Source organism: Streptomyces graminofaciens, from assembly GCF_030294945.1.
GTDB lineage: Bacteria > Actinomycetota > Actinomycetes > Streptomycetales > Streptomycetaceae > Streptomyces > Streptomyces graminofaciens.
In genome coordinates this window covers 7,127,973-7,154,414 of the sequence record NZ_AP018448.1, presented here as the reverse complement: position 1 = coordinate 7,154,414, position 26,442 = coordinate 7,127,973, and the positions used below count along the sequence as shown (strand labels likewise).

Below are 26,442 nucleotides of genomic sequence, written 5' to 3'. Positions count from 1 at the left end.
ACCTCAGCCCTTCCGCTTCGGGCGCCGGACACGCACGGCCAGCGTGGGTCGCCGGGCCAGACGCAGGGACGTCACGGCTTTCCCCAGCGTGGCGTCCAGGTCCGCGCGCACCTCCTCGAGATCGCGGAAGTGTGCCCATGCCCGGGCCTTGACCTTCCGGCGGCCCACTGCGACCCGTGCCGACTGGACACCGGCCACCTGCATGGCCCGGTCGCGCAGCAGCAGGGCTGCCGCGCGGCGGTCCAGCCCGGCGCGGACCTCCTCCGTCCCGGGGATACCGGTGGGCTGCCGCATGGGCAGCAGCCTGCGCAGTCCCGGCGTCACCGCCAGCAGGAAAAGCCACAGGCCGAGGGCCATCGCCACCGCGGCCCCGACGATCATCCAGATGTCATCCAGTGGCCGTGTGGCCAGTTCCTCGGCGAGCCGCCACCGCCAGCGCATCGCGGACCGGCCTGCCCGCACCGAGACCACGTCGTACAGGAGCAGCCCTACGGCCACCACGGACAGCAGGGCCACCAAGGCCGCGGGAATCCGCCGTGCCGACCAGAAGCGGCGCGCCGGCGGGCCTGATTCATCGCTCGCCGCCGGCTGGCCTGATTCATCGCTCGCCGCCGTCGCACCCGCGCCCGTCTCCGCTCCCGGGTCGCCGTCGGCGGGCGGAGCTGCCGGTCCGGAATCGGAGGAAGGGGCGCTGTCGCCGGTCGGCTGCCGCCAGGTGTTCGCGCTCATCTCACCCTCTCCTGGTCCGTGTGGCGCGCATACGCCGAGTGCAGCCTCTCGACCGACACCACGAGGTCGGGCACCTCCATGCCGGCCCATGTCCTGAGGCGTTCGGTGACCTCCCGGCGCACTGCGGCGCACTGCGCCCCGATGTCGGACGGGTAGCCGAGCTCGACGGTGATGCGCATCCGGGCCTCGCCGAGCACCGCCTGCCGGCCGGTGGCAGATTCGGCGTCTCGTCCCGCGGTGGTGCGCTCCGGTGCCCGCCGCACGGATGTGGTCACGTGTGGCGTCCGGCGGCCGGGCGGTACGTGGCCGGCCGACTCGGTGAACCGGCTCAGCGCCTCGCGCGCCGCCCAGGAAGCGATCTTCGCCACGACCCGGTCGGCTACGGTGATCGCGCCGCGCTCCTCGCGAGGGATGCCCGGACTCCGATCGGCTTCACCGGTCACCGCCGCCAGTCCTCCCGAGCCCGTCGCCGGTCATCGCTGATCCGCTCCTGCCGTTCCCGGCGGCGGACGAAGTCGCCCGGTTCGAGGTCACCTTCCATGAACCGCCCGACCACGAGACCGACGACGCCCAGCCCCAGCACCAGCAGGAAAGCCCAGAAGTCACCGAAATACGCGGCGAAACCCAGCGCCATTCCGGCCATCAAGCCCACCACGGCCCTGCTCATCACGCGCTCCTTCACTCAAGCGGGCTGCTCCGCCCCGGCTACTGGATCCGCTGCCGCTCCTCCCCTTCGTCCTCCTCGTCGGGCAGCTTCACGTCGCTGACCAGGATGTTGACTTCCACGACTTCCCGACCCGCCATCCGCTCCACCGCGGAGATCACGTTCTCCCGCACCGCACCGGCCACGTCCGTGATCGAGACGCCGTAGTCGACGACGATCTCCAGATCGATGGCCGCCTGCCGCTCTCCGACCTCGACACTGACTCCGCGCCTGACGGATTTGCCGCTGTCGGAGCCAGGCATCCGCTCCCGCACGGATCCCATCGAGCGCGCGAATCCGCTGCCCAGTGCATGGACGCCGAGCACGTCCCGTGCCGCCATTCCGGCGATCTTCTCCACCACCACATCGGCGACGGTCGTCCGGCCGCGAGAACCGGGCGCACCGCCAAGCTTTACGCCGGTGTCCTCAGTCATCGTCATCGGGACATTCCTCCCTCAACGCGTTCATGGCACTCAGTTCTTCAGATTATAGTTGTTTTAGTACGTTCTGCCCGAATTGCGGGCCATGGAAGAGGGAAGGTGAGAGGCCGGTGACCGAGGCGTGGACGCAGGCACTACAGCGCCGGCTCGGCCTGGGCCGGCTGCTCCCGCTGGGCGGGCCCGGCGACGGGACATGGATCACCGAGCAAGCGGCCGTCCAGGCGCTCGGGCGCGCTGCCGCCGAGATTCCCGGTGTTCGCCTGGAGTCTCTGCGCATCGGGTCGGCGCCGCTCAAGCCGGTGTCCGAGCCGGCCGTCCGTCCGCCGGCCAGCGCGCTACCGCCTGGCCCGCTCAGGATCGAGGCCGCCTTCACAGCAGCCCTCGCGCGGCCGCTGCCGGAGACCGCCGACGAGTTGAGGAGCGTACTGCTGAGCGCGGCCGCCGAACGGCTCGACCTGGCCACCGTGACAGCCGACCTGCGCGTCACGGATCTCCATGAGGGCCCGGAGACAGGCGTGAAATCGCGGACCGCGGCGAAGGCCATGAGGCCCGCGCCGGAAGCCGCGGCCGAGCGAAGCTCGCCCCCGGCGACCGGAACAGGATCCATGTCCATGTCGGGGCCCGTCGGGGAACTGGCGGACGTCGCGACAGCTGTTCCGGGCGTCGCGCGCCTCACCGCCGTGCTGGGAAGCCGCCCGGTCAAGGTGGAGGACCATGACGATCCACCCGGCCGACACATCGAGGTCCACCTCGCGGTCGCCTCCGGACACCGTCCGCTGGAAGTCGCCCGCGCAGTCCGGGACGCCGTGGCCGGCGCAGCAACCACGGACACCCCGGGCCCGGTCACCGCCGCCGTCCTCATCACGGAAACCGCGGCCTCCGCACAGGACAACCAGGGCCCTGCTGATCACTGAGCGGATCACTGAGGGGCGCTCAGCACAGATCACGGAGGGGCGCTCAGCACGGTGACCGGCATGGTCCGCCGAGAGTGTTCCTTGAGCCCCTCAGCGAGCGCGGGCAGGTTCAGGGGCGGCCGATTCGGCCGCGGTGGCGATGTTGCGGGCCATGCCACCGAAGACCGCGGCGTGGAAGGGGGCCACGCCCCACCAGTAGGCGTGCCCGGCCAGGCCGTGCGGATGGAACAGGGCCCGCTGCCGGTACACCGTGCGCCCCTGTGGGTCCCGGTCGACGGCCATCTCCAGCCAGGCCAGGCCCGGCAGCCGCATCTCCGCGCGCAGCCGGAGCAGCCGGCCCGGCTCGATCTCCTCCACTCGCCAGAAGTCCAGGCTGTCGCCGACCCGTAGCCGGGTGGCGTCCCGGCGGCCCCGGCGCAGGCCGACACCGCCCACCAGGGTGTCCAGCCAACCCCGCAGGGACCAGGCCAGCGGCGAGGAGTACCAGCCGTTCTCGCCGCCGATCGCCTCCACCACCCGCCACAGCGCCTGCGGCGACGCCGCGACCGTCTGCTCGCGGTGATCCGTGTAGAGGCTCCCGCCCGCCCAGTCGGGGTCGGTCGGCAGCGGGTCGCTGGGGGCACGGGGTGTCGAGGCGGAGGACCACCTGGTGGCCACGTCCGCGTCCTGCACGCGCCGCAGAGCCAGCCGGATCGCGCGGTCGAGGGTGAGCGGCCCCTCCGGCGGGTCCGGCACGTAACGGACGATGTCCCGCTCGGCGCAGACCACCTCGTGCTTCAGCGACTCGACCAGCGGGCGCGCGAGAGCGCCCGGCACCGGGGTGACCAGACCGACCCAGAGGCTGGACAACCGGGGGGTGAGCAGCGGAACAGGGACGATGACGCGTTTCGGCAGCCCGGCGACGACGGCGTACCGCCGCATCATCTCCTCGTACGTGACGACATCCGGCCCACCGATGTCGAAGGCGCGGTTCACGTCGTACGGCAGCCGCGCGCATCCCACGAGGAGGCGGAGCACGTCGCGGACGGCGATCGGCTGGATGCGGGTGCGCACCCAGCTCGGGGTCACCATCGCGGGGAGCCGCTCGGTCAGATGGCGCAGCATCTCGAACGAGGCCGAACCCGACCCGATGATCACGGCTGCCCGCAGTACGGCGGTCGGCACGCCCGAGGCCAGGAGGATGCGGCCCACTTCGGCGCGGGACCGCAGGTGGGGTGAGAGTGCGTGCTCGGGTACGCCCGCGGGGGTCAGCCCGCCGAGGTAGACGATCCGCCGGATTCCGGCGGCGCGCGCCTGCTCACCGAAGATCCTGGCCGCGCGCCGGTCGCTCTCCTCGAAGCCCCGCCCGGTGCCCAGGGCGTGCACGAGGTAGTACGCGATGTCCATTCCCTCCATGGCCGCGCGCACGGACTCCTCGTCCGTCACGTCCCCGCGCACCACCTCCGCCTGCCCGGCCCACGGGTGGTCCCGCAGCTTGCCGGGCGAGCGGGCCAGGCAGCGCACCGAGTACCCGGCGGCCAGCAACTCCGGCACCAGCCTGCCGCCCAGGTAACCGGTGGCGCCGGTGACCAGACAGCGCGGCGGCCGGTCGTCGTCGGTCATGCCGATCGCGCGCACGCCGGCCGAGCGCGTCTTGTCCGGCGACGGCCGGCGAAGCGGGCCGCGAGAAAGGTCATGGCTCTCATGTCTTCCGGGGACGTGCCCTCCGAGGGGCTCGGTCGCTGTTCCCCCGAGCCCATGCTCAGCGCCGACCACGAGCACCGCAACCGCACGGACACCGGCCGGAGGCCGACAGCGGGGAAGCGGCACACCGCGGATGGGCATCAGCGCCGTCCCGACACCGAGCGCCTCTCCCCGCTGTTCGACCTGACCGCCCATGTGCCCCTGAAGTGCGCGCCAGGCGGTTCACTCTCCGGCCTACTCGGCAAGCGTGTGCGCCACGAGCGCATTGGCGTGGCCGTGCCCCAGGCCGTGCTCGCTCTTGAGCCAGGCAACGAGTTCCATGTGCTTGGTCAGGGGCGAGGCGCGGATCAGCTCCTTCCACTCCGCTATCGGACGGCCGTACTTCTTCTCGATCGAGGGGAAGTAACTGGCGGGGCCCTTCACAGGTGCGGTCATGTCAGTCGCGGTCCTTTCCGTCAGTCCGTCAAGCGACTTCGCGTCGCGGTTCAGCGGTCGCCGCCGCCGCTCAGAGCCTGCGAGGTGGCCCTGCGCGTGTTGCCGGTGATGACCGGCGGGGGGCGAAGAAGTAATCGGCCGATGGAGGTGATCGCTCACTTTCCGGCCGCCGTCCAGGGCACCCGGCATCTGAGGCGGGCGGCGACGGCGAGTGTCGCCACCGTCCCGGCGACGAGCAGGGGGTGTCCGACCAGCCATGTCTGTGTGCCCTCGAACGGGTCGCCGGAGGTCAGTGTCGCGCGCTCCAGCATCCAGGAGACCGAGAAGACGAGGCCGACGACTGCCACCCCTAGGCGGAACGCGGGGTAGTGGGGAGTGTGGGCCAGGACCAGCAGCGACGGCATCATCAGGGCGACGACGAGCAACTGCGTCAGTTCGATGCCCAGGTTGAAACCCAGCAGCGTGGTCACGAGCGACCCCCGGTCGAGGCCGAGGTCACCGATGAGCGAGGCGAAGGCGAGGCCGTGGACCAGGCCGAAACCGGCGGCGATCAGCACCTCGCCGCGTGCCACCAGCGGCCGTATCGCATGGACCGCCGACACCGCGATCGAGAACGCGATGAGCGTCTCGACCGGCCGTGACGGGACGTGGACCACTCCCGAGGCCGCCAGGGCCAGGGTGAGCGAGTGGCCCACGGCGACGAGCCCATCGAGGTACGCATCCGTCGGGGAGCGATCACCGTCCTCGACCGGGGCCCCGGCATCACCGCCGACGACATCAGCCGTGTGTTCGACCGGTTCTACCGGGCCGACAGCGCTCGCGGTCTGCCCGGGTCCGGGCTCGGGCTCGCCATCGTCCACGACGTCGCGGAGGCCCACGGCGGTGCCGTATCGGCGGGTACGCGGCCCGGCGGAGGCGCCACGGTGGGCTTCACCGTGAGCCCGTCACGCCTTCTGCCCCGTCCCGGCCCACGGACGACGGCCGTGGCGACAGCGACAACGACGGCGACGGCGACGGCGACAGCGACAGCGACAGCGACAGCGACGGCGACGGCGACGGACTGACCGCACCGCGTCGCTCGCCGCCACGCAGGTGCCGACCATGCCCTGCTCGGCGTGGGCGTGGGCGTGGGCGTCGGCTCCGTACGCGGTGCGCCACGCGTCCCGCGTCCCCCGGAGTCAGCTCACCGGTGTGAGGATCACCGCCTGTCCGCCCGCGCTGGTCATGGTCACGCTGAGAGTGGTGGCGGAGGTGACCGTCCTGGTGCTGACGACGGTGGGGGTCGCGTAGGGGGAACTGCCCGCCGTTCCGTCGGCGTACACGGTGGCCGTGTAGGACGTGCCGCTGTCGAGGAAGGCCAGCGGAACCGACACGGTGCGCGCGTTCTCGTTGTTCATCACTCCGAGGAACCACGTGCTGCCGCTGCGGCGGGCCACCGCGACGTACTGGCCGAGGGAGGCCACGGGCGTGGTGCTCTCGTCCCAGGTGGTGGGGATGGCGTCGAACCAGGCGAGGCCCGGCCAGTTGGCGGCGGTGGCGTAGGCGGAGGGCTTGGAGTACCAGTAGAGGAAGTTCAGCGGCTGGTAGTAGACGGCGGCCATCGCCATCTGGTGGTTGTTGGTGGTCTGGTCGCGCGACTGGCCGTAGCAGATGGTGTAGTCCATCGGGCCGCCGACGTTGCGGGCGAAGGGCAGCAGGACGTTGTTGGTCGCGGTCGGGAACTGTTCGTTGCCGCGGACGCCCTCCAGGCTGATCCAGTTGGGGTAGGTGCGCTCGTAACCCCAGGAGCGGACGTCGTCGTGCATGTCGATCAGCAGCTTGTACTTGGCGGCGGCCTTGGCCCAGGCGATGATCTGGTTGGTCATCGCCTGGGTGCCGTCGTTGATGAAACCGAGCTTGATACCGGCCACGCCCCAGCTCTTGTACAGGGCGAACAGGGTGTCCGGGTCCGTCGCGGCGATCCGGTTGACGTAGAGGAAGACCCCGATGCCGTTGGCGGTGGCGTAGTCGATCACGGCGGGCAGGTCGATGGCGCTTATCGCGGCGGTGGCGTCGGTGGTGGTGAACTCCGGGCCGTACCAGCCGGCGTCGTACTCGATGTAGTCCAGGCTGCGGGCGACGGCGAAGTCCACGCCCTGGGTGCCGGCGGCGGTGGTCAGCTCGCAGCGGAACACCTTGCCCGGCTTGATCCAGGAGGTGTCCGGCAGGGCGCAGGCCGGGGCGAGGTTGAGTACGAGCTCGGCGTTGTCGATCAGGTCGCCGGCCTCGTCGCCGAGCACCAGGACACGCCACGGTGTGGCGAACGGCGTGGTGACGGTCGTGGTGTTCTGGGTGGTCCCCGAGGAACGGGCGGACTTCTTCATCAGGTACGTCTTGAGCGTGTTGTCGGCGCCGGTGACGGAGCTGACCATCGACCGCGGGTAGTTCACCCGGGAGGATTCGCAGACGGTGGCGCACAGGCCGCTGTCCAGGGTGACCAGCAGCGGCAGGTCGCTGAGGTTGCCGTTGTCGGTGCTGGAGGTGCCGGTGTACGGGATGGCTTCCGGCGCGATCGGGCTGTAGGCGTTCTCGTCCCGGGCGCTGTAGATGGTCGTGTTGTCGGGGAAGACCCAGGTCGTCAGCTCGTCGGAGATGGTGGCGCTGCCCGTGTCGAGCAGGACGCAGCGCAGCGCGACACCCGTGTCGTAGGCGCGCAGTTGGACGGAGAAGTTGACGCCGCTGGTGCCGTCCCGGAGGTTCCAGCGCATCTCCTGGTAGTGGTCCCGGATCGTCGCGTTGCGACCGAAGACCGGGGTCCAGGTGCTGTCCTTGGTCCAGTGCTGATAGTTGGTCACCGACACGTTGCGCGTGCCCAGTTCGGTGCCGTCGCTCAGCACCAGGCCCAGCGCCGAGGGGTTGAGGACGGTGGTGCCGCCGCGCTTGACCGACCACTGGAGCACCCCGCCGACCAGGGACATCGTGATCTTGTTCGTGCCGTTCGGCGAGGTCGCCGTGATCGACGAGTCCGCGGCCTGGGCCACGGACACGTCGCCGAGGCCCAGGACCACGCCCCCTGTGGTGACCGCCGCCCCTTTGAGGAGCCCTCGTCGGGACAGCCCCGGGGGACGCTCGGTCGTGGGCCGACGGTCGGACAGGTTCCCCGATGCGGAAGCTTCCATGGTGTGTACACCTCTCCTGGGCGCCGCAGCAGCCGATGAGGTCCGGGCACCGCGCGGGCGTTGGCCGTCCTCCCGGTGATGCAAGACGACCGCTCTCAAACAAAACCCACCAGTAACGAACCGTCGCCGACTCGCAGGGGCTGTTCTACGCGTCGATCTTCCGACTGGTCAACGGGCCCGCGTAAAAGTTTCACCTCAAAGGAAGGCTCAGAGCGTCAGAAACCGTCACATAGCACGGACATCCGTTCGGCGAGTGAGCGCAGGGAGGCCAACGTCCCGGCCATCTCGAAGCTCACGACGCCGACATGTGACCGGTCGTCAACTGCCTGACTCGCCGCCCCCGTCCGCCCGACCGGATCAGTCAAAAAGAAACAGAACCCAACGCCAATGTCTTGACAGAGCTTCTGGCGACAGTTGTCATTAACCCGCCATACGGCGGATATATACGTCCCCCCTCCCCCCGTCAGCCGGTCCCGGACCCGGCCCCGCCGTCCCAGGCCCCAGCCGCACCACGCACGCTCCCCCGTCCCAGGCCCCCGCCGCACCACGCACGCTCCCCCGTACCCGGCCGCCCCCTCCCTCCGCGCTTCGGACGCGCAAGCGGCACCCCCGTGCCCGCCTCCGAAAGACCCGGGCCCGGGACCTCGACGAAGAGGTGAAGAAGCATGTCCCAAGGAACGTCTTCCGATCAGAGCCGCAGCCGCGGACGCGGACCACGGCGCACAGCCGGCGTCCTGCTCCTGACCCTGCTGGCGGTGGTCGCCGCGCTCCTGATACCCGCCTCGGCAGCCCAGGCCGCCACCACCGTGACCTTCACGACCGGCGCGGCACGGACCGACACCAGCGGCAACACCCTGCAGCTCCACGGCATGGGCATCATCAAGGTCGGTGACACCTGGTACGGCTTCGGCGAGAACAAGACGGGTGTGAACTCGTCCAACACGTCCTTCCAGGCCATCGCCTGCTACAGCTCGACCGACCTGGCGAACTGGACGTACCGGGGCGACGCGCTGTCCCTGCAGAGCAGCGGTGACCTCGGCCCGTCCCGGGTGGTCGAGCGGCCGAAGGTGATCTACAACGCCACCACCCAGAAGTACGTGATGTACGTGCACATCGACAGCCTCAACTACTCCGAGGCCAAGGTCGGTGTCGCCACCAGCAGCACGCCCTGCGGCGCCTACGACTATCGGGGCAGCTCCCGCCCGCTGGGCCAACTGAGCCGTGACATCGGCCTGTTCCAGGACACCGACGGCACCGCCTACCTGCTGTCGGAGGACCGCAACAACGGCCTGCGCATCGACCTGCTCTCCAGTGACTACCTCACCCCGGTGAGCACGGTCGCCATCCTGGGCAGCGGCGGCGGCGCCAACAGCTTCGAGTCACCCGCGATGATCAAGGCCAACGGGATCTACTACCTGCTGGCCTCGCACCTGACCGGCTGGAGCCTGAACGACAACGTCTACTCCACCGCCACCTCCGTCAGCGGCACCTGGTCCGCGATGAGGAACTTCGCCGCCCCGGGCACCAAGACGTACGGCAGCCAGACCGCCAACATCATCACGGTGGCCGGCACCGCCGGTACGACGTACATCTACGCCGGTGACCGCTGGAACGCCTCCGACCTCGGCGCGTCCCAGCTCATCTGGCTGCCGCTGACCATCAGGGGCACGACGGTGAACCTCGGCCAGTACCCGACCTGGTCGCTGGACGTCCAGGCGGGCACCTGGACACCGAACAGCGGCGTGCCGAGTGCGGGAGTCCACACCCTGACGAACTCGGGCAGCTCCATGCGGCTCGATGTCACCGGCGCCTCCACCGCCACCAACGCCAATGTCATCCAGGCGACCGGCACGAGCGGGACGGACCAGCAGTGGACCGTCACCAAGGTCGCGGACAACATCTACACGCTGAAGAACGTCAACAGCGGGCTGTGCCTGGACGTCCCCAGCAAGTCGACCGCCGAGAACCGCCAGCTCATCCAGTGGACCTGCAACGGCGGCACCAACCAGCAGTTCTTCTTCGACCTGGTCGGCAGTTACACGGGCAGCGTCTACATGCTGGTGGCCGTGCACAGCGGGCTGAACCTCGGGGTGCTGAACAACGCGACGACCACCGGAGCGGCGGTCGTCCAGTTGACGGGCACGGGCGCGACGAGCCAGAAGTGGACCGTCGGCTAATACCCTCGCGCCGAGGTGAGTGCCGGCCCGCTGCCACCGACCATGGCAGCGGGCCGGCGCCATGCGCCCGGCCGTTTCCCGCCGCCCCGGCCTAGGGCGCGTCGCGAGGCAGGCGGGAATTTGACGACAGGCCCTAGCTCATGGACCGGCGGCGGCTATGGAGGAGCGGTGAGCCTCGCTGTCGAGACGTACGAGACCACGACCGCGACGATCACCAGCGGCATGACGGTGAGCCCCTGTGCCCCGATCAGCAGTGTGGCCAGCAGGACGGAGACCAGCGGAAGTCCCAGCATCGCGGCGCTCATCGCTCCGATTCCCATCGCGAACCCCGCGACCAGGCTCAGCCCCGGCAGGTGGGAGAACAGGATGCCGCCCGCCGCTCCCACGAACATCGCGGGAAAGATCGGGCCGCCCCTGAAAGCGCTGAGCGATGTGCAGTAGGCCAGGCCCTTGCACAACACCAGCAGCGACAACGCCCCCACCGAGTACGCGGCGCTGTGCGTGAGGAGCGGATCCATCGCCGTCTGCCCCGAGTACAGCACGTCGGTCGCCGCTTTGCCGGTGCCCTCCGCGTAGCCGATCGCCAGCCCCGCCACGACCAGGCCCATGACCACCGTGGTCGGCACCCGTCGTCTCTCGACGAGCGTCTTGAGCCGGACGGCGAGCCATCGGATTCCCGCACCCACGAGTGCGGCCGACACTCCGATGACCAGAGCCCAACCGAATTCCGCCGCTGTCGGGCGTGTGGCCTCGGGTACGTCGCGCAGTGCCAGCGAGTAGGTGCCCAGCCCGGTCCAGGATCCCAGCCCGACGAAGATGAGCGCGCCGATGCCCGCGGCCAACAGGCCGGGCACCAACACCAGCGCCATCATCGGCCCGCCCAGCCCCGAGGCCTCCATCAGGAGGAACGCTCCCAGCAGAGGGGATCCCAGCAGTGAGCTGACGGCGGCGAAGCTGCCCGCCGCGCCCAGCACCGCGATCATCTGCTTCGGGGGGTCGCGCTTGACCATCCGCACGGCGCCGGCGGCGAGCCCGCCGCCGAGTGCCAGGAGAGGTGCCTCGGGTCCGAGGACGGCGGCGAAGCAGAGCGTCGCGAGGGCGGCGACGAAGACGCCGGGCAGCTCGATGGGTGTGGGCGCGGCCGCGGGCTTGAACCCGGCTGTCGGTTCATGGCCGCCGTGTCCCGGCAGGTACTGGATCGTCAGTGCCACAAGCAGCCCCCCTACGGCGAGCAGCGGCAGCGGCCACCAAGGTGGCGTTCCGTCGAACCCCAGCGACTCGGGCAGATCCGTGTAGATCAACGGCTGCACTTCCCCGACCAGCGCGAGGAAGCCGAACGCCGCCGCGGACACCGGTACGCCGATCAGCGCGGCCATCAGCAGAAGCACCAGGTACGCGCGGCTCCGAAGAAGCGTCATCGGGTCCGGGGTCGGCGACGGGGCCTCGGCCCCGGTCGTGGCAACCGGCATGCGCATTGCCTCCTCGCGAATGCGGACCCCGTCGGGGTCTCACCGGCTGCTTTCAGCGAACCCGGAACTGCCGCCACCTGATACGAGCGGCACGGCTTCGAGCCTGACACGCCGTTCCCGCCCGGGCACGTCAACGCCGCCCACGCGGGTGACTCCGATACGTCAGCCTCGGCCACCGGTGGTTCGCCGGAACCGGCGGACCGGGCTCTTCCGCGATCCCCTCTTCGCCCCCGGAGACACCGTCCCCCATCGATGAGTTCGGGAGTCGCTCACGGCCCGGCGGGCGTTGTCCGTGCAGGCGGTCGGTTGCCCAAGGCGGCGCGGCACGGCGCGCGCGGCCTCCTCGGCCCGTGCGCAGCGGAGGCCGGGGCCACCGGCCTCCGCTTCCGGTCTCGCTCGGTCGGAGGACGGGTGGTCGCTGCTCCTGGGCTATACGGGCTGGGGGTGGCCGAACAGCAGGTCGTAGCCCGCCGGGAGCTGGAGCAGGATGCGCCGGGTGAGCTCTTCGCCCGCGGCGTCCGCGGCCACGCTGAGCACGGCGCCCACGTCCCAGGCCGCGGTCTGTTCAGTTGCTCCCTCGATCCATGCCGCGGTGGCCCGTACGAACCGCTCGGGGGAGAGCGGCTCGCGTGCCTGGAGCGGATTGAGCAGGACGAGTGCCATCTCCTCCGGCAGCCGGGCTGCCAGCTCCGCCCGTACCTCGCCCACCAGGTGCGCGCCCAGGAGCGGCAGCACCGTGCGGGCCGCCCGCTCGGCTTCCTCTGTGCTCTCGTACTCTCCGCGTTCCTTGACCTGGTCCAGGAACGCCTCCCATCGCATTGTCATCGCTACTCCCTTGTGTCAGGGGCGACGAGCGGAGGACGGGGCGGCCGCGAGGGGCGGCCGTCCCCCGTCTCCGGCGCGGCCGGGGGACTCAGCCGCTGATCTCCCTGTGCGCGGAGCCGCCACCGATGGCGACCTTGCGGGGCTTGGCGCGCTCGGCGATCGGGATCCGCAGGGTCAGCACACCCGCGTCGTAGTCCGCCTTGATGCGCTCGGTGTCCAGGGTGTCGGCCAGCACGACCTGGCGGGAGAAGACGCCCAGAGGCCGCTCGGAGAGCTCCATCTGCACGTCGTCCGCCTTGGTGACGGGCCGCCGCTCGGCCTTGACCGTCAGCATGTTCCGTTCGACGTCGATGTCGATCGCGTCCGTGGAGACGCCGGGCAGGTCGAGGGCGATCACGTACTCCTCGCCCTCACGGTAGGCGTCCATCGGCATCGCCGACGGCCGTGACCAGGTGCCGGTCGTGTTCAGGAGCTGCTGGGTGAGTCTATCGAGCTCACGGAACGGGTCGGTGCGCATCAACATGGTCAAACACCTCCAGTTGTCCGGGTCAGGCACGTTCCTGCCAATGCGGTTCACCTTGCCTTCGTTGTAACATGTCATCCAAGTGATGACAAGTAGAGCGTCATCGAGACGATGACAGCGCCGGAGGCTCCATGACCACCGCCGATCAGCCCGCCCCCCGCCCCCGCGGTCTCACCCCCACGTCGTTCCTGGCCGCCGCGGCGCTGGACACCATCCACGAAGCCCTGCGCACCGCCCGGACACCGCGGGACGGGCAGCAGCCCGAACCCGCCCGGCCCGAACCCGCGCAGGCCGGCTCGCAGCAGGCACTCGCCGCCCTCCTGCTGCTTCGCGAAGTGCGCGATCAGCTCGCCGCATGGGAACCGGACCTGATCGAGGAAGCCCGGGAGGCCGGCGCCAGCTGGGCCGACCTCGCCCGCCCCCTCGGCGTCTCCAGCCGCCAGGCCGCTGAACGCCGCTACCTGCGCGTACGTCCCGGAAACCCGGGCTCCACGGGCGAACAGCGGGTACAAGCCACCCGGGACCGCCGCGCCGCCGACCGCACCGTCACCGCCTGGGCCCGCGCCAACGCCGCGGACCTGCGCCAGCTCGCCGGCCAGATCACCGCGCTCGCCGACCTCCCCGCCGCCGCTCGCACCCCACTCGTCGAACTCACCACCGCCCTCGCCGACAACGACGCGGCCACCCTCGTAGGTCCCCTGACCGACGCGCACACGTACCTGGCGTCCGACCACCCCGAGCTCGCGGCGCGCGTGGAAGACATCGCCCGCCACACCGACCGACTCCGCCGACACAGCGGCGACCAGCGCCGAGGGCCTCGGAAGCCGCCGGCACCTTGAACATGGCGGCGGCAGCAGGGCCGTTCGATCTAAATCTCATGCGTCGGCCTGTGGCACCTCATACGATCCCCTCGCCGCCCGTACACCTGTGCGCATCAGCACGGCGTGCGGGCATCCAAAACGGGAGGGACCACTTGACCATGCCCTTCGGCACGCGAGCGCGTGCCGTCCTCGCCTCTCTGGGAACCCTCGGCCTGGCACTGGCCGCGTCGCCCGCGAACGCGGCCGACGGGACGCCCACCACACCCACCCAGTTGTTCAACGGCTACCGGAACTGCTCGACCGACGCGGACCGGCCCACCTACCTCTGGGCCGGCACCGGCCTTGTCGTCGAAGGCATCCCCGGGACCACCGACACAACCGGCAACCCCCGGGTCAGCGTGCGCTATCAGGTCTGGCCGGTCGCCGACCCGACGCGGATCACGACGGTTACCCGCGACTTCGCCACCACCGGGTTCGAGGCACCCGCCACTCTGCCCGCCGCCGCGCTCGCCGACGGACAGACCTACGCGTGGCAGGCGCAGACGGTGGCCGGGGGCGCGGCCTCGGACTGGTCGGCCCCCTGCTACGTCACGGTCGACAACACCCGCCCTGCGAGCGCACCCACCATCACCTCGCCGAACTACCCGCCGGACGGATGGAATCAGGGCGGGGAGCCGGTCACGTTCACACTGGACGCGGGCGGCGTCGACGACGTCACCGGGTTCCAGTTCACCTGGCAGCAGGACTTCCCGGTCATCGGCACGACGATCGGCGACCACGGCATTCCGCAGCCCGTCGACCCGTACTCGGACACGAGATACTTCAAGCGCGCCGACGCGCCCGGCGGTTCGGCCACGCTCAGCCTGGTCCCGCCGCGCGGCGCCGGTGTGATGACCCTGTGGGTGCGAAGCCTGGACCGGGCCTACAACGGATCGGCGATCACCAGCTACACGTTCCGCGTCAGCTCCACGGCGCCCACCGTCACCCCGGCCGTCCCGTCGCCCGAGTTCGGCGATCCGACCGAATTCACGCTCCGGCCCGACGCGGGGCTCCAGTCGAAGAGTCCGGTCGTCGGTTACTCCGTGAAGACCGTCGGCGGTCAGAGCGACAGGACCGTCGACGTGGAGGCGGCGGCGGACGGCACGGCGAAGGTGACGCTCACGCTGGACGGCACCTACGGCGAGTCGCTCCGGGTGACCAGCAGGAGCGCGAACGGCTGGGTCAGCGACGCGGCATCGTGGGACATCAGCTACGACACGACTCCGACCGTCGCTTCGGACGTCTACCCCGAGAACGGTTCGGGCGGCGGTGCGGGCGTCCCGGGCGCGTTCACGTTCACGCCCAAGGTGAAGGACGTCGTGAGCTACACGTACTCCTTCGACGGGGACCCGGAGGCCACGGTCACCGCGGGCGCCGACGATGAGGCGGGCATCGACTGGACCCCGTCGACGGACGGCTTCCACTACGTCACGGTCTACGCGACGACCCGCTCCGGCATCCGACTGGCGCCCTACGACTACTTCTTCACTGTGAACTGACACCGCGGGAACGCAAGATGCCCCTGACCGGCCGAGGCCCGGTCAGGGGCATTGGTACGTGAGGTGGGCGGTGACCGTGCGGTGCTTGGGGGAAAGGATGCGCAGTTCGACCCGTGCCTCGTATCGGCCTGTGCCCTGGAAGGTCCACCGCAGGTGCAGACGTGCCTGTCTCTGGCCCCGGACCACCCCTTCGCGCAGTGTGCCCGAGGCGGTGCCGTCGCTTCGGATCCAGCGGTAGGAGATCGTGCCCGGCCGGCCGTTCGTGGCGACGAGGCCGACTATGTCGGCTGTGTCACCGCATCCCAGAACCGTGGGCCGGGCCGTGACCGCCGCCGTGTGCACCGCGACGGACGGCCCGAGACGCTGCCAGGCGAGGAAGGCCAGGACTGCGATCAGTACCAGCGCGGGCAGAGCGTGTCGGCGCAGACGTCGGCGTCGGGGCACGGGGGGCGGCGGCACCACGGGCAGCGTCCTGTGGGTTCGGTGCGCGAGGGCGGCTGTCACCCCCGGGCCGAAACGCAGCATCGTGCCCTCGGCGCGATCCGGCGGCGTCAGCGGGGTCTCCGTGGAGAACGGCCCGACGAGGGTGGCGTCCGGCTCGGGTCTCTGGATCCAGTGGCTGGCCAGCACAGTGGCGCTGTACTCGGCGTCGGCGGGGCCGGGTTCGTCGCTAGGGGCGGGTTCGTCGCTCGGGGCGGGTTTGTGTGCGGGGCCGAGCACCTGGGTGGGCTCACCGTCCCCGGCTGGGCCGAGCACCCGGGTGGCCTCACCGTCCCCGGCTGGGCCGAGCACCCGGGTGACCTCACCGCCCCCGGCAGAGCCGAACACCAGGGTGGCCTCACCGCCCCCGGCGCGGTCGAGTACCCGCGTGGGCTCCCCGGCGTCTTCGGCGGTCGCGGGAGTGCGGTCGTCCTTGGTGGTCATCGGATGTCACACCGCCTGGTCAGAAGCTGCTGCGAGGCGCCGCCGTCGGCGGAGGCCGGAGTGGTCGTGGCCCGCACCGACCAGTAGCAGGCGTTGCTCCGGAAGGTGTGGTCGACGGTCAGGGTGTACTGGGTGGCGCCGCTGCGCTCCAACGTCTGGACCGCACCGTCCGGGGTGCCGAGCTGTCCGCCGGTGTCGCCCGTGAACCAGGAGACGGTGAGGGAGAGCGGCCCGGTGCCGTCCGTGGTGATGTCGATCGTCGCCGTGGCGGTCGTCGGGCCCGTCTGGCGGAAACCCGACACCGTGACGTCCTTGACGGCGGGGGCGGCCGGCGAGCCGGGGGAAGCGGTCGTCGGCGTCGCCTCGGGGGTCGCCCCGCCGGGCGTCGTCGTCTCCGGGGCCGGAGCCGTGGTGAGGGACGCCGAGGGCTCGCCGGTGTCGGCGGTCCCCGGGTCCGAGGCCGACGGGCCGGCTGACACGGTGGACGTGGGGGACGTGGGGGACGGCGGGGACGAGGCGGTGGTCGTCGCGGTCGGAGCGGTGGGCCCTCCCGACTCCACACCGGGCTGGGCACTGGTGGTGGCCAGGGCTTGCGCCGCCTGCTGCGGATCCGCTCCGGGTGTGTGCTGGATGCCGTAGGTCAGGAGGGCACCCAGCAGCACGGCCGCACCGGACACCAGCATCCCCGGCCGACCGGGCCGCCACGACCGCGCCCAGCCTTGTCCCGGTTCCCGGCCCAGCACCGTACGCGCGGTGTCCGTCGTGGTGTGCGGGGCGCTGCGGGCCGACGGCAGCAGCAGCGGCAGCAGGGCCACCAGCGCGGCGAGCCGGCCGCGCCCGCGTTCCTCCCAGTCGGGCCCGTAGGCGGCGCCGGCGGCCGTCTCCAGTTCCGTGGCGAACGCCTCGGCGTGTGTGGGCCGTTCCTGCGGGTCCTTGGCCAGACCGCGCCGCACCAGGTCCCGCACCGCCTCGGGGACCTCCTCGACGGGGACGGGCGCATCGGCGTGCTGCAGCGCGAGTTCGGCGAGATTGTCGCCCGGGTACGGCTTGTGGCCCGTGAGGCACTCGAAGAACGTGGCCGTGGCCGCGTACACGTCGGCGGCGGGAGAGGCGGGTGCCCCGGTCCACTGCTCCGGGGCCATGTAGGCGGGGGTTCCCGCCGCTCCGGCGCTGGTGCCGACGTCCGCCGCGATCCCGAAGTCGACGAGCTTGGACTCTCCGTCCGGTGCGACCAGGACGTTCGCCGGCTTGTAGTCGCGGTGGACGACGCCGATACGGTGCGCGTCGGCCAGACCGAGCAACGAGCCCTTCAGGACCACGAGGGCGGCCTCGGGGTCGAGCGGGCCCTGGCTGGTCAGCAGGGTCCGCAACGAGACACCGTCCACCAGCTCCATCACGATGGCGGCGCCGTCCGGACTCTCGACGTACTCGTACAGCCCGGCGACGTACGGGCTCTCCAGGCCGCCCAGCAGCCGCGCCTCCGCCCTGAAGTCGCGTACGAAGCCGGGCCGGGTGCGCAGTGACTCGGCGAGGTACTTCATCGCGACCGGGACGCCGGTCTCCTGGTGCACGGCAAGGACGACCCGCCCGCTCGCCCCTGATCCGAGCTCCGTCGACTCGGTGTATCCGGGCACCGCCCATGTGTTCATTCCAGCCCCCAAGGCTGCAGTGCTGCCGGAACCTCACTCGCCCCGGAGCTTCGGACCACGCCCCCAGAGACACACTTTTCAGCCACATCGGTTGCGGTGCGGCACCCGGGAGCCCTGCCCCCGGGGGCATAAGTGGTATCACCCGAGGTGGGCGATGGGCCACACCTTGACGGAAGCCGGGGCACGTACGGGGCGGGTACGCCGCTGTGGCCTACCGGCCGTCGTCGCGGTGGGCCGCGATGGCTCGGTCCAGGGTGAGGTGGTCGGCCCAGCTGCCGTGGAAGCCGAAGGGCACCCGGCTGGGGAGCTTGACCCGGGCGAGCGGGGTGCGGCGCAGGTCGGCGGCGTCGTGAATGAGGAGTTCGCTGAGGTCGGTGGTGCGGTTCCACCACAGGGTGAGCAGGTAGCCGTCGTCCTCGCTGCGGGCGTTCTCGCGGGCGACGAAGGCCGGTTCGCTGGGGCTGGTCAGGCCGTCCGGTCCTTCGACGACGGTGGTGTGGTCGAGGAGGTAGTCGTGGCGGGCCAGCCCGTCGGACATGGTGTCGTGGGCCAGGCCGCGTGTGGTGACGAAGTAGCCGTAGCGGTGCGGGCGGCCGGTGTACGCATCGTTGATCTTCGGGAACTCCCCGAAGATGCCGCTGATCATCTCCTCCGAGGCCCGCCCGGTCGCCAGGTCCACACGCCACCGGTAGGGCTGGGCCGGGGGGAACCACTCGTGGGAGCCCAGCGGCGTGGAGAGGCGGTCGGCGGGGTTGCCGAGCCGGCTGATGCGGTGCCCGTCGACGATCAGCTCGCCGTCCTGCTCGTAGGCGTTGAAGAAGTGGGTGTTGGCCCAGTGGCCGCCGAGCTCGTGCCAGGTGACCTCGTGGGTGTGGCGGTTCATCAGGACGATCTGCACCCCGTGTTCCAGGGAGTTCTCGTCCCAGACCACGCCGGGCCTGCTCTGCACCACCATGTCGAGGCGGAACTGGGCGGGGGTGACGAAGAAGACGGCGTAGGTGTCGCTGACCGCGAAGTCGTGCATGAGGACGGGCACGCCGATGTCGAAGGAGTGCGAGTCGATGATCTCGGCCGTCTTCACGTCGGCGCGGTACCAGGTGACGACCGGGCCGGTGGCGGCGAAGAACAGCATGTCGCCGGTGTCCGGGTCGGTCTTGTAGTGGCCGGTGCACAGGACGTCGATGCCGCCGTGGAAGTCGTACGTGCCGAGGGTGCGCAGGGTCTCGGGGTCCAGCGCGTGCGGCAGTCCGCCGTCGTAGTAGACGATCAGGTGGTCGTCGAAGAGGCCGGCGTTGATGTTGGCCACGTTCTTGGCGGGCGGGGCGCCCTCGGGCAGCCGGCCCGGGGTGCCGCCGTTGACGAAGCCGCTGTAGACCGCTTCCCCGGCCTCCACCTCGACCTTCATCGAGTCGGTCTCGACCCAGCGGGTGCGGTAGGCGGCCCGGCCCTCGCGCAGGTAGATGCCGCAGACCATGCCGTCGCCCTCCCACCAGTGGTAGCGGTCGGTGTTGCGGGGCTGGAAGCGGGGGTTGGAGGAGACGCGGAACAGCGCGCCCGCGAGGTCGGCCGGTATCTCTCCGTCCACCTCCAGGTCGTACGCCTCGTTCTCCTCCGTCCAGGGCGCGAAGGGGCCGTTGAGGAACTTGTTGTCGGTGGGCCAGCCGGCTCCGGGGGCGGGGGCGGGGGTCCGTCCCGTCCGGCGGGGGACGACGGTCATGGGGTTCGGGGGCATCGTTGCTCCAGTGTGCGGGGGGCGAAACGGATGGGTGCGGGGGGCGAAACGGGCCCCGTCAGAAGGGGTAGTCGGGGAGTTCGCCGCGTACGGTGACCCACTGCTGTTCGGTGAAGGCTTCGAGGTTGGCGGCGGTGCCGCCGTGGCGGGAGCCGGTGCCGGAGTCGCCGGCCCCGCCGAAGGGGATGAGCGGCTCGTCGTTGACGGTCTGGTCGTTGATGTGGACCAGGCCGCTGGGCACGCGCTCCGCCAGGGCGAGGCCCTTCATGACGTCACGGGTGAGGACACCGAGGGACAGCCCGTACTCGGTGCCCGCGGCGAGCCGGGCCGCCTCGTCCAGGTCCTGGAAGGGGACGACGGGCGCGACCGGACCGAAGATCTCCTCGGCGTAGGCGGGCGCGGTGAGCGGTACGTCAGCGAGCACGGTGGGCCGGTAGAACAGGCCCTCGTAACCGCCGCCCGCGGCCAGCCGGGCACCGGCCGCGATCGTCTCCTGGACGATGTGGTGCACGTTGTCGCGCTGTCCGCCGTCGATGAGCGGCCCGATGGCGACGGCCTCGGTGGTCGGGTCGCCGACCGGGAGCGCGTCGGCGTGCTGGGCGAGCAGGGCGGTGTACTCGTCGACGACCGAGGCGTGGACGAGGTGGCGGCTGCTGGCCATGCAGATCTGACCGGCGTGGACGAAGGATCCCCAGGCGCCCACCGAGGCGGCCTTGTCCAGGTCGACGTCGTCCATGACGACGAGCGCGGAGTTCCCGCCGAGCTCCAGGTGGACCCGCTTGAGGTGCCGGGCCGCGGCCACGCCGATGGCTCGGCCGGCCCGGGTGGAGCCGGTGAACGCGATGACGGGAACCTGCGGATGCTCGACCACGGCGGCTCCGGTGTCCGCGCCCCCGGGCAGGACGTGCAGCAGACCGGCGGGCAGGCCCGCCTCTTCGAAGACGCGGGCGAAGACGACGCCGCCGCTGATCGCGGTGCGGGGGTCCGGCTTGAGGACGACGGCGTTGCCGAGGGCGAGCGCCGGGGCGACCGCCCGCATGGCCAGGGTGATCGGCACGTTGAACGGGGCGATGACGCCGACCACTCCGACGGGCTTGCGGCGGGAGAAGGACAGCCGCTCCTGCCCGGAACGCAGCAGTTCGCCGTAGGGTGCCCCGGCGAGGGCGGCGGCCTCTTGGCACTCCTCCGCACCACCGCTGCTGACCTGTAGGGCGGCGAACGGACGGATCGCACCGGACTCCCGTACCACCCAGGTCTCGATCTCCTGCTGGTGCTCCTCGAAGAGGCGGGCGGCGCGGCGCAGTACGGCGGCACGGTCGGAGTACGGCCGGGCGGCCCACTCCCGCTGGGCCCGCACCGCCCGTTGTACCGCCTTGTCCACGTCTGGCGGTGTGGCGGAGCCGACGCGGCCCAGCGTCTTGCCGGTGGCGGGCTCGACGGCGTCGTAGTCCTCGCCCGAGCCGTTGATCCACTCGCCCGAGCCGGAGAAGATGCGGCCTTCCCAGGTGGTGCTGTCCAAGAACGTCATGGTGTCCCGTTCCGATAGATCCGTCATGTCTGGTGCTTCTAGGTCCGTCATGTCTGGTGCGTCGCGCCACGAAGGAGCGCGTCGAGTCGTGAAGGGGGCGTCGCCCGGAAGGGCCCTGGCGCGGCCGGGTCGGCGGCGAAGACCAGCGGGCACACCGCGAGGGGGGTGTCCTTGGTTCCCGGGGAGAGCCGAGGCGCGGGTCGGTCAGTGGCTGGGCAGTGGGCTGGCCGACGGGGCGGCGGTATCCGCTTGCGCCACGGAGGTGTCGGCCGCTTCCGCGCCGCCCGGTACGTCCGCGGCCGTACGGTGCCGCAGAGCGAGTACGGCGATGAGCGCGGCCACCACGCTGGCACCGGCGCAGAGGTACAGGCCGAGATCGAGGCCCGTTTCGAGGGCCTCGCGGGCCAGCGGGACCAGGGTGCGCGACAGCCCGCCGAGATCGGCGTTGGCGACCGCGATCGCGCCCCCGTCCGCGTTGACGGCACTGGCCACGCCCATGGCCTCGGCGGGAAGCTTCGCGGCGCCGAGCTTCGCGGCGAGTGCGCTGCTCGCCGTACCGAGGGCGACGGCGCTGACGATCGCGGGGCCGAGGGCCTGCCCGGTCTCGCGGACGAGGCTGGTGACGGCGCTGGCCATACCGGCGTGCCGGATGTCGACGGCGCCGACCGCGACGGCCGTCAGCGCGGAGAACATCGTGATGAAGCCGATCCCCAGCAGCAGGATGGGCCCGGTCATGGACGCCAGGTCCGTGGCGTCGCCCGGCAGCAGCGCCATCCAGATCTCGCCCGCCGCGAGGGACAGCAGACCGCCGACGAGCAGGGCACGAGGGTGCACCCGCTGCAGCAGCTTCGGCAGGACGGGGGTGAGCACCAGCGGGATCGCCTGGATGAGAGCGAAGGGCAGGGCGGCCGTCAGCGGGGAGAGGTGGTAGACGGTCTCCAGCTTGATGCTCAGTGCGTAGGCGGTGCCGATGAAGCCGAACATGGCGAGCAGTCCGATGGCGGCGGCCGCGGCGAAGGAGGGGTTCCGGAAGAGTTCCAGCCGCAGCATCGGCGCCCGTGACTTGCGCTCCGCGACGAGGAAGCCCACGAAGGCGGCGAGGGCGATCGCGAAGGCGAGCACGATGTGCGTCGCGGTGTAGCCGTCGTTGGCGCCCTCGATGACGGCGTAGAGCAGCGCCAGCAGGGACACGGCGACGGTGATCTGGCCCGGCCAGTCGAGTCCGCGCCCGGCCGGCTCTCGGGAGTCGACGACGCACCGGGCGCTGACGGCCGCGGTGACCAGGCCGACCACCGCGAGCGGTACGTAGGCCCAGTGCCAGTCGGTGTGCTCGGCGGTGAACCCGCTGATCAGCGGGGCGATCATGGCGCCGAACGCCAGGCTGACGGCCCAGTACGACAGGGCCCGCGCGCGGGCGGCGGGTTCCGGGGTGCCCGCGACGACCACTGCCAGCGAGGAGGGGAAGATCGCTGCGGCGCCGAGGCCGGCGAGCGCCTGGCCGGCGATGAGCTGGGTCAGGGTGCCCGAGGTGGCGACGACCAGGGCGCCGGCCGTGATCAGCAGTCCGCCGAGGACGAGCAGGCGTTTGCGTCCGAAGAGGTCGCCGAGAACGCCGAAGTTCAGCTCCAGGATGGCCGTCGGCAGGATGAACGCCGCGGGGATCCAGGCGAGCGCGGCGGCCGACGCCCCGAAGTCCCGCTGGATCTCTCCGATGATCGGGGACGCGAGCGGGATGCCGATCTGGGCCACGCAGATTGCCAGGCATGCGGCGATCAGGGTGGCGCGGCCCAGCGACGGTGGGCCCTCGGCGTCGGCCGGGGCGGCGGCTCTCCCGGCATCGGAACGGGTCATGGGGTGCCTCCAGTGGCGGCTCGAGCGGTCCCCGGTGGCTTCAGCAGAGCCAGGACGGGCGTCCCGCATACTCGGACGCTTGTAGCGTGAGACAGGACGCTGCACCCAAAGCGCTTGAACCGTCAAGAGGCGAGACGCGAGAAATCTCCTTGCGGACGCCCGCATGCCGATCGTTGACGTCGGCGCATCGAGCAGCCTAGTGTCCCGGACAACAAAACATGCGTCCTGAAAAAGGAGACACAGCCATGGCGATCACTGGACTCGGTCACACCGGCTTCTGGGTCGACGACCTGGTGAAGATGCGCGACTTCTACTCCCGCGTCCTGGGGCTGACCGTCACCGACGAGGACGAGGAGCGGGGCATCGTGTTCTTCTCCTCGCGCCCCGACGAGGAGCACCACGAGTTCGTCCTGCAGCGGGGCCGCACCGCCCCTCCCGGCGCCAAGCTCACCCACCAGGTCTCGTGGCGCGTGGACACCCTGGAGTCGATCATCGGCTTCCACCACCGGTTCCGTGCCGAAGGCATCGACGTCCAGCAGGAAGTCACCCACGGCAACGCGATCGGGATCTACTTCTTCGACCCCGAGGGCAACCGCAACGAGGTCTACCTCCGGCTGGAGCGTGACGTGCGCCAGCCCTTCCGCAAGACCATCGACCTCGACCAGGACCCGGCGGACGTGCTCGCCGAGGCCGAACGGCTACTGACCGAAGGCGGCCCCGCCTACCAGCCGGTCCAGTAATCGCCGTGCCCACGACATCCGCGGCACCACCGGCCCCGCGACCCGACGTACTCATCGTGGGCGCCGGCCCGACCGGGCTGACGGCCGCCCATCTGCTGGGCTCGCGGGGCGTACGCGTGCTGCTGGTGGAACGCAACGCCACCACCAGCGACGACGCCAAGGCGATCAGCCTCGACGACGAGTCGCTGCGCACGCTCCAGTCAGCCGACGGCCTCGACGAGGCGGTCTACCCGATCCTCGTGCCGGGCACCGGGACGAAGTACTTCGGCATCGGCGGACGGCCGCTCCTGCACGCCCGCGGCACCGGCGACCAGCGCTTCGGGCACCCCTTCAAGAACCCCTTCGCCCAGCCCGACCTGGAGCGCGTGCTGCGCGAGCAGCTGCGCCGCCTCCCCAGCGTCGACGTCCGCTTCGACACCCGCCTGACAGCCCTCGTCACCCAGCACCCCGACCAGGTGCGCGTGTCGCTGCGGACCGGCGGGGAGGACGGGCCGACCGAGGAGTTGGACGTCTCGTACGTCCTCGGCTGCGACGGCGGCCGCAGCACCGTACGCGACCTGCTGTCCATCCCCATGGAAGGGCGCAGCTTCCCCGATGTGTGGCTCGTGGTCGACACCCTCCAGGACACGCACGACCAGCGCTACGGCATGCACCACGGCGACCCGGGCCGCCCCGTCGTCATCGTCGCCGGACGGGACGGCCGTTGCCGCTACGAGTTCCGCCTGAAGCCGGGCGAGTGCGAACCCGGCACACCGCCCCCCTTCGCCCTGGTGCGCGGGCTCCTGCGGCCCTACCGGGAGATCACACCCGAGCAGGTCGAGCGGGCCGTCGCCTACGGCTTCCACGCGCTGCTCGCCGACCGCCTGCGCGGGGGCCGCTGCTTCCTGCTCGGCGACGCCGCGCACATGATGCCGCCGTTCGCCGGGCAGGGCCTCAACTCCGGTGTACGGGACGCGGCCAACCTCTGCTGGAAGATCGCCGAGGTCCTGGCGGGCCGGGCCGACGACACACTGCTCGACACGTACGACACCGAGCGGCGCCCCCACGCCCGGGCCGTGATCGACCTCTCCGTACGGCTCGGCCGGATCGTGATGACCACCAGCCGCCCCCGCGCCCTGCTGCGCGATGTGCTGGTGCGCACGGCCATGCGCATCCCGCCGGGGCGCCGCTATCTCACCGAGATGCGCTACCGCCCCGACACCCGAGTCAGATCGGGAGCCGTCGTCCCCGCTCACGGCCCGGGCCGTGAGCTCGTCGGCACGATGCTGCCGCAGCCGAGGGTGCTGCGCGGGCGGCATCATCGCCTCACTCGGCTAGACGACGTCCTCGGACAGGGCTGGAGCCTGCTGGGGATCGGCGTGAGCGACACCGACTGGGTGGCCGTCGCGCGGGCCGGCCTCCCCGACGCCACCGCCGTGGACGTCTTCCTGGACGACCGCGCACCGCGCGACCGTGCCGGCCGGACGGGGATCGCCGACGCCGACGGCCGGCTCGAGGCCCTCTTCGCCGGAGTCACGAGGCACTTCGTCCTCGTACGCCCCGACCGTCTGGTGGCAGCCGTGTTCACCCCCGACCGGGCCCAGTACGTCGGCGCGGAGCTGCGGCGCTTCGCCGCCCGCCCCCTCACGGCCACCGTCCCTCCCGCCCCCGTCCTCGATTCCCTCCCCGAGATCCAGCACGACTCCCCAGGAGTACCCCGATGAGACTCAGCACCGTCCGTGTCACCGACGACCGCCGGACCGCCGCCGCCCGGCAGGAAGGCGACGAACTCGTCCTGCTGCCCTACTCCGACGTCGGCGCTCTGCTCGCCGCCGGTGACGACTGGCAGGTACGGGCGGCCGCCACGGACGGCGAGCGCCTGCCCCTGTCGGAGGCGTCACTCGCCCCGCTCGTCCCCCATCCCAACAAGATCGTCTGCCTGGGCCTGAACTACGCCACCCACATCAAGGAGATGGGCCGCGCGACCCCCGCGCACCCGACCCTGTTCGCCAAGTACGACGGCTCCCTGATCGGCGCCCACGACGACATCCACATGCCGCCGGTCAGCGACGACCTCGACTGGGAAGCCGAACTCGGCGTCGTCATAGGGCGCGGCGGCCGTCACATCCCGCGCGAGAAGGCCCTGGAGCACGTGGCCGGCTACACGGTCGCCAACGACGTGACCGTGCGCGACTGGCAGCACCGCACCCGGGAGTTCCTCTCCGGCAAGACCTTCGAGGCCACCACCCCTGTCGGGCCCACGCTCGTCACCCCCGACGAACTCCCGCCCGGCGCCTCCGGCCTGACCATCTCGTGCGGTGTCGACGGCCACACCATGCAGCAGTCCAACACCGCCGACCTGCTCTTCGACGTGGCCGACACCATCGCCTACGTCAGCACCATCATCACGCTGCTGCCCGGCGACCTGATCCTCACCGGCACCCCGGGCGGGGTGGGCGCCGGCCACGACCCGAAGGTCTTCCTGCGGCCCGGCCAGGAACTCGTCACCACCGTGGAGGGCGTCGGGGAACTGCGCAACACCGTCGTCAAGGACCGGCTGTAAACGGGCCCGCCGGGAGCGGGCGGACCGACGCGACCTCCAAGGGCACGCGGTCACCCGCTAC

Annotated in this window: 23 protein-coding genes and 1 pseudogene; 8 read left to right on the top strand and 16 right to left on the bottom strand. The window is 71.1% G+C overall.

The annotated features are described in order from the left end of the window. Nucleotides 1-3 precede the first annotated feature (3 nt). The 4 genes from SGFS_RS30960 to SGFS_RS30945 are packed head-to-tail and all read right to left on the bottom strand — an operon-like array spanning nucleotide 4 to nucleotide 1,866. Complete coding sequence (locus tag SGFS_RS30960; protein ID WP_286255168.1) at nucleotides 4-729, bottom strand: DUF6286 domain-containing protein; 726 nt, start codon at nucleotides 727-729, stop codon at nucleotides 4-6. Further along, nucleotides 726-1,172, bottom strand: coding sequence for an Asp23/Gls24 family envelope stress response protein (locus tag SGFS_RS30955; protein WP_286255167.1), 447 nt, complete (start codon nucleotides 1,170-1,172; stop codon nucleotides 726-728). The genes SGFS_RS30960 and SGFS_RS30955 overlap by 4 nt, the downstream gene beginning before the upstream one ends. After that, the gene (locus SGFS_RS30950) at nucleotides 1,169-1,396 is read right to left on the bottom strand and encodes a hypothetical protein (protein WP_286255166.1); all 228 of its coding nucleotides are present in this window, start codon (nucleotides 1,394-1,396) and stop codon (nucleotides 1,169-1,171) included. The genes SGFS_RS30955 and SGFS_RS30950 overlap by 4 nt, the downstream gene beginning before the upstream one ends. 38 nt (nucleotides 1,397-1,434) lie before the next feature. After that, a complete protein-coding gene (locus SGFS_RS30945) occupies nucleotides 1,435-1,866 on the bottom strand; it encodes an Asp23/Gls24 family envelope stress response protein (protein ID WP_286260155.1) in 432 nt (143 codons plus the stop codon). Between the two features lie 116 nt (nucleotides 1,867-1,982). Here SGFS_RS30945 and SGFS_RS30940 point away from each other — a divergent pair, with 116 nt between their 5' ends. After that, entirely contained in the window at nucleotides 1,983-2,786 is an 804-nt protein-coding gene (locus SGFS_RS30940) for an Asp23/Gls24 family envelope stress response protein (protein WP_286255163.1), read from the top strand. Nucleotides 2,787-2,876: 90 nt separating this feature from the next. On the opposite strand, the gene SGFS_RS30935 is transcribed toward SGFS_RS30940, so the two are convergent. From SGFS_RS30935 to SGFS_RS30925, 3 genes are all read right to left on the bottom strand, one after another. After that, the gene (locus SGFS_RS30935) at nucleotides 2,877-4,388 is read right to left on the bottom strand and encodes an SDR family oxidoreductase (RefSeq protein WP_286260153.1); all 1,512 of its coding nucleotides are present in this window, start codon (nucleotides 4,386-4,388) and stop codon (nucleotides 2,877-2,879) included. Between the two features lie 315 nt (nucleotides 4,389-4,703). After that, on the bottom strand, nucleotides 4,704-4,904 hold the full coding sequence (locus tag SGFS_RS30930) for a DUF4287 domain-containing protein (RefSeq protein WP_286255161.1): 201 nt from the start codon (nucleotides 4,902-4,904) through the stop codon (nucleotides 4,704-4,706). Between the two features lie 155 nt (nucleotides 4,905-5,059). Then, nucleotides 5,060-5,599, bottom strand: coding sequence for a HupE/UreJ family protein (locus tag SGFS_RS30925; RefSeq protein WP_286255160.1), 540 nt, complete (start codon nucleotides 5,597-5,599; stop codon nucleotides 5,060-5,062). On the opposite strand from SGFS_RS30925, the pseudogene SGFS_RS30920 reads away from it, so the two are divergent. Further along, a pseudogene (locus SGFS_RS30920) lies at nucleotides 5,600-5,968 on the top strand (sensor histidine kinase); the annotation flags it as partial. A gap of 114 nt (nucleotides 5,969-6,082) precedes the next feature. On the opposite strand, the gene SGFS_RS30915 reads toward SGFS_RS30920, so the two are convergent. Next, nucleotides 6,083-8,062: a glycoside hydrolase family 97 protein gene (locus SGFS_RS30915; RefSeq protein WP_286255159.1), complete on the bottom strand. Its 1,980-nt coding sequence runs from the start codon at nucleotides 8,060-8,062 to the stop codon at nucleotides 6,083-6,085. A 665-nt stretch (nucleotides 8,063-8,727) separates the two neighbouring features. Between SGFS_RS30915 and SGFS_RS30910 the strand changes: the two genes are divergently transcribed. Further along, a complete protein-coding gene (locus tag SGFS_RS30910) occupies nucleotides 8,728-10,239 on the top strand; it encodes an RICIN domain-containing protein (RefSeq protein ID WP_286255157.1) in 1,512 nt (503 codons plus the stop codon). Nucleotides 10,240-10,394: 155 nt separating this feature from the next. On the opposite strand, the gene SGFS_RS30905 is transcribed toward SGFS_RS30910, so the two are convergent. From SGFS_RS30905 to SGFS_RS30895, 3 genes are all read right to left on the bottom strand, one after another. Further along, complete coding sequence (locus SGFS_RS30905) at nucleotides 10,395-11,708, bottom strand: chloride channel protein (RefSeq protein WP_286255156.1); 1,314 nt, start codon at nucleotides 11,706-11,708, stop codon at nucleotides 10,395-10,397. Between the two features lie 429 nt (nucleotides 11,709-12,137). After that, the gene (locus SGFS_RS30900; protein ID WP_286255154.1) at nucleotides 12,138-12,533 is read right to left on the bottom strand and encodes a DUF2267 domain-containing protein; all 396 of its coding nucleotides are present in this window, start codon (nucleotides 12,531-12,533) and stop codon (nucleotides 12,138-12,140) included. An 88-nt stretch (nucleotides 12,534-12,621) separates the two neighbouring features. After that, nucleotides 12,622-13,056 (bottom strand): Hsp20/alpha crystallin family protein, encoded by a 435-nt coding sequence (locus SGFS_RS30895; RefSeq protein WP_286255151.1) that lies wholly within the window; start codon nucleotides 13,054-13,056, stop codon nucleotides 12,622-12,624. A 131-nt stretch (nucleotides 13,057-13,187) separates the two neighbouring features. Here SGFS_RS30895 and SGFS_RS30890 point away from each other — a divergent pair, with 131 nt between their 5' ends. Further along, the gene (locus SGFS_RS30890; protein ID WP_286255149.1) at nucleotides 13,188-13,895 is read left to right on the top strand and encodes a type III effector protein; all 708 of its coding nucleotides are present in this window, start codon (nucleotides 13,188-13,190) and stop codon (nucleotides 13,893-13,895) included. 140 nt (nucleotides 13,896-14,035) lie between these two features. Further along, nucleotides 14,036-15,415 (top strand): hypothetical protein, encoded by a 1,380-nt coding sequence (locus tag SGFS_RS30885; RefSeq protein ID WP_286260152.1) that lies wholly within the window; start codon nucleotides 14,036-14,038, stop codon nucleotides 15,413-15,415. Between the two features lie 42 nt (nucleotides 15,416-15,457). Here the strand turns inward: SGFS_RS30885 and SGFS_RS30880 are convergent, their stop codons facing one another. The 5 genes from SGFS_RS30880 to SGFS_RS30860 form a co-directional block, all read right to left on the bottom strand. Beyond that, complete coding sequence (locus SGFS_RS30880; RefSeq protein WP_286255148.1) at nucleotides 15,458-16,339, bottom strand: hypothetical protein; 882 nt, start codon at nucleotides 16,337-16,339, stop codon at nucleotides 15,458-15,460. After that, nucleotides 16,336-17,988 (bottom strand): serine/threonine-protein kinase, encoded by a 1,653-nt coding sequence (locus SGFS_RS30875; protein ID WP_286255147.1) that lies wholly within the window; start codon nucleotides 17,986-17,988, stop codon nucleotides 16,336-16,338. Before SGFS_RS30875 ends, SGFS_RS30880 begins: the two co-directional genes overlap by 4 nt. 211 nt (nucleotides 17,989-18,199) lie before the next feature. Continuing rightward, nucleotides 18,200-19,720, bottom strand: coding sequence for a carotenoid oxygenase family protein (locus SGFS_RS30870; RefSeq protein ID WP_286255145.1), 1,521 nt, complete (start codon nucleotides 19,718-19,720; stop codon nucleotides 18,200-18,202). A 58-nt stretch (nucleotides 19,721-19,778) separates the two neighbouring features. After that, nucleotides 19,779-21,248, bottom strand: a complete 1,470-nt coding sequence (locus tag SGFS_RS30865) for a benzaldehyde dehydrogenase (RefSeq protein ID WP_286260150.1) — start codon at nucleotides 21,246-21,248, stop codon at nucleotides 19,779-19,781. A gap of 204 nt (nucleotides 21,249-21,452) precedes the next feature. After that, nucleotides 21,453-23,099: an MFS transporter gene (locus SGFS_RS30860; RefSeq protein ID WP_286255144.1), complete on the bottom strand. Its 1,647-nt coding sequence runs from the start codon at nucleotides 23,097-23,099 to the stop codon at nucleotides 21,453-21,455. Nucleotides 23,100-23,344: 245 nt separating this feature from the next. Between SGFS_RS30860 and SGFS_RS30855 the strand changes: the two genes are divergently transcribed. From SGFS_RS30855 to SGFS_RS30845, 3 genes are read left to right on the top strand one after another with little or no spacing between them, the layout of a single operon-like run. Beyond that, nucleotides 23,345-23,839, top strand: coding sequence for a VOC family protein (locus tag SGFS_RS30855; protein WP_286255143.1), 495 nt, complete (start codon nucleotides 23,345-23,347; stop codon nucleotides 23,837-23,839). A 5-nt stretch (nucleotides 23,840-23,844) separates the two neighbouring features. Beyond that, a complete protein-coding gene (locus tag SGFS_RS30850; protein ID WP_286255142.1) occupies nucleotides 23,845-25,542 on the top strand; it encodes a bifunctional 3-(3-hydroxy-phenyl)propionate/3-hydroxycinnamic acid hydroxylase in 1,698 nt (565 codons plus the stop codon). Continuing rightward, entirely contained in the window at nucleotides 25,539-26,381 is an 843-nt protein-coding gene (locus SGFS_RS30845; protein WP_286255140.1) for a fumarylacetoacetate hydrolase family protein, read from the top strand. Before SGFS_RS30850 ends, SGFS_RS30845 begins: the two co-directional genes overlap by 4 nt. The last annotated feature ends 61 nt before the right edge of the window (nucleotides 26,382-26,442 follow it).

Coding starts and splice junctions, on each gene's coding strand:
- SGFS_RS30880 (WP_286255148.1), bottom strand. CDS start 16,339: ATGACCACCAAGGACGACCGCACTCCCGCGACCGCCGAAGACGCCGGG.
- SGFS_RS30870 (WP_286255145.1), bottom strand. CDS start 19,720: ATGCCCCCGAACCCCATGACCGTCGTCCCCCGCCGGACGGGACGGACC.
- SGFS_RS30930 (WP_286255161.1), bottom strand. CDS start 4,904: ATGACCGCACCTGTGAAGGGCCCCGCCAGTTACTTCCCCTCGATCGAG.
- SGFS_RS30945 (WP_286260155.1), bottom strand. CDS start 1,866: ATGACTGAGGACACCGGCGTAAAGCTTGGCGGTGCGCCCGGTTCTCGC.
- SGFS_RS30910 (WP_286255157.1), top strand. CDS start 8,728: ATGTCCCAAGGAACGTCTTCCGATCAGAGCCGCAGCCGCGGACGCGGA.
- SGFS_RS30855 (WP_286255143.1), top strand. CDS start 23,345: ATGGCGATCACTGGACTCGGTCACACCGGCTTCTGGGTCGACGACCTG.
- SGFS_RS30895 (WP_286255151.1), bottom strand. CDS start 13,056: ATGTTGATGCGCACCGACCCGTTCCGTGAGCTCGATAGACTCACCCAG.
- SGFS_RS30885 (WP_286260152.1), top strand. CDS start 14,036: ATGCCCTTCGGCACGCGAGCGCGTGCCGTCCTCGCCTCTCTGGGAACC.
- SGFS_RS30890 (WP_286255149.1), top strand. CDS start 13,188: ATGACCACCGCCGATCAGCCCGCCCCCCGCCCCCGCGGTCTCACCCCC.
- SGFS_RS30905 (WP_286255156.1), bottom strand. CDS start 11,708: ATGCCGGTTGCCACGACCGGGGCCGAGGCCCCGTCGCCGACCCCGGAC.
- SGFS_RS30960 (WP_286255168.1), bottom strand. CDS start 729: ATGAGCGCGAACACCTGGCGGCAGCCGACCGGCGACAGCGCCCCTTCC.
- SGFS_RS30900 (WP_286255154.1), bottom strand. CDS start 12,533: ATGACAATGCGATGGGAGGCGTTCCTGGACCAGGTCAAGGAACGCGGA.
- SGFS_RS30845 (WP_286255140.1), top strand. CDS start 25,539: ATGAGACTCAGCACCGTCCGTGTCACCGACGACCGCCGGACCGCCGCC.
- SGFS_RS30915 (WP_286255159.1), bottom strand. CDS start 8,062: ATGGAAGCTTCCGCATCGGGGAACCTGTCCGACCGTCGGCCCACGACC.
- SGFS_RS30865 (WP_286260150.1), bottom strand. CDS start 21,248: ATGACGTTCTTGGACAGCACCACCTGGGAAGGCCGCATCTTCTCCGGC.
- SGFS_RS30935 (WP_286260153.1), bottom strand. CDS start 4,388: ATGACCGACGACGACCGGCCGCCGCGCTGTCTGGTCACCGGCGCCACC.
- SGFS_RS30875 (WP_286255147.1), bottom strand. CDS start 17,988: ATGAACACATGGGCGGTGCCCGGATACACCGAGTCGACGGAGCTCGGA.
- SGFS_RS30950 (WP_286255166.1), bottom strand. CDS start 1,396: ATGAGCAGGGCCGTGGTGGGCTTGATGGCCGGAATGGCGCTGGGTTTC.
- SGFS_RS30860 (WP_286255144.1), bottom strand. CDS start 23,099: ATGACCCGTTCCGATGCCGGGAGAGCCGCCGCCCCGGCCGACGCCGAG.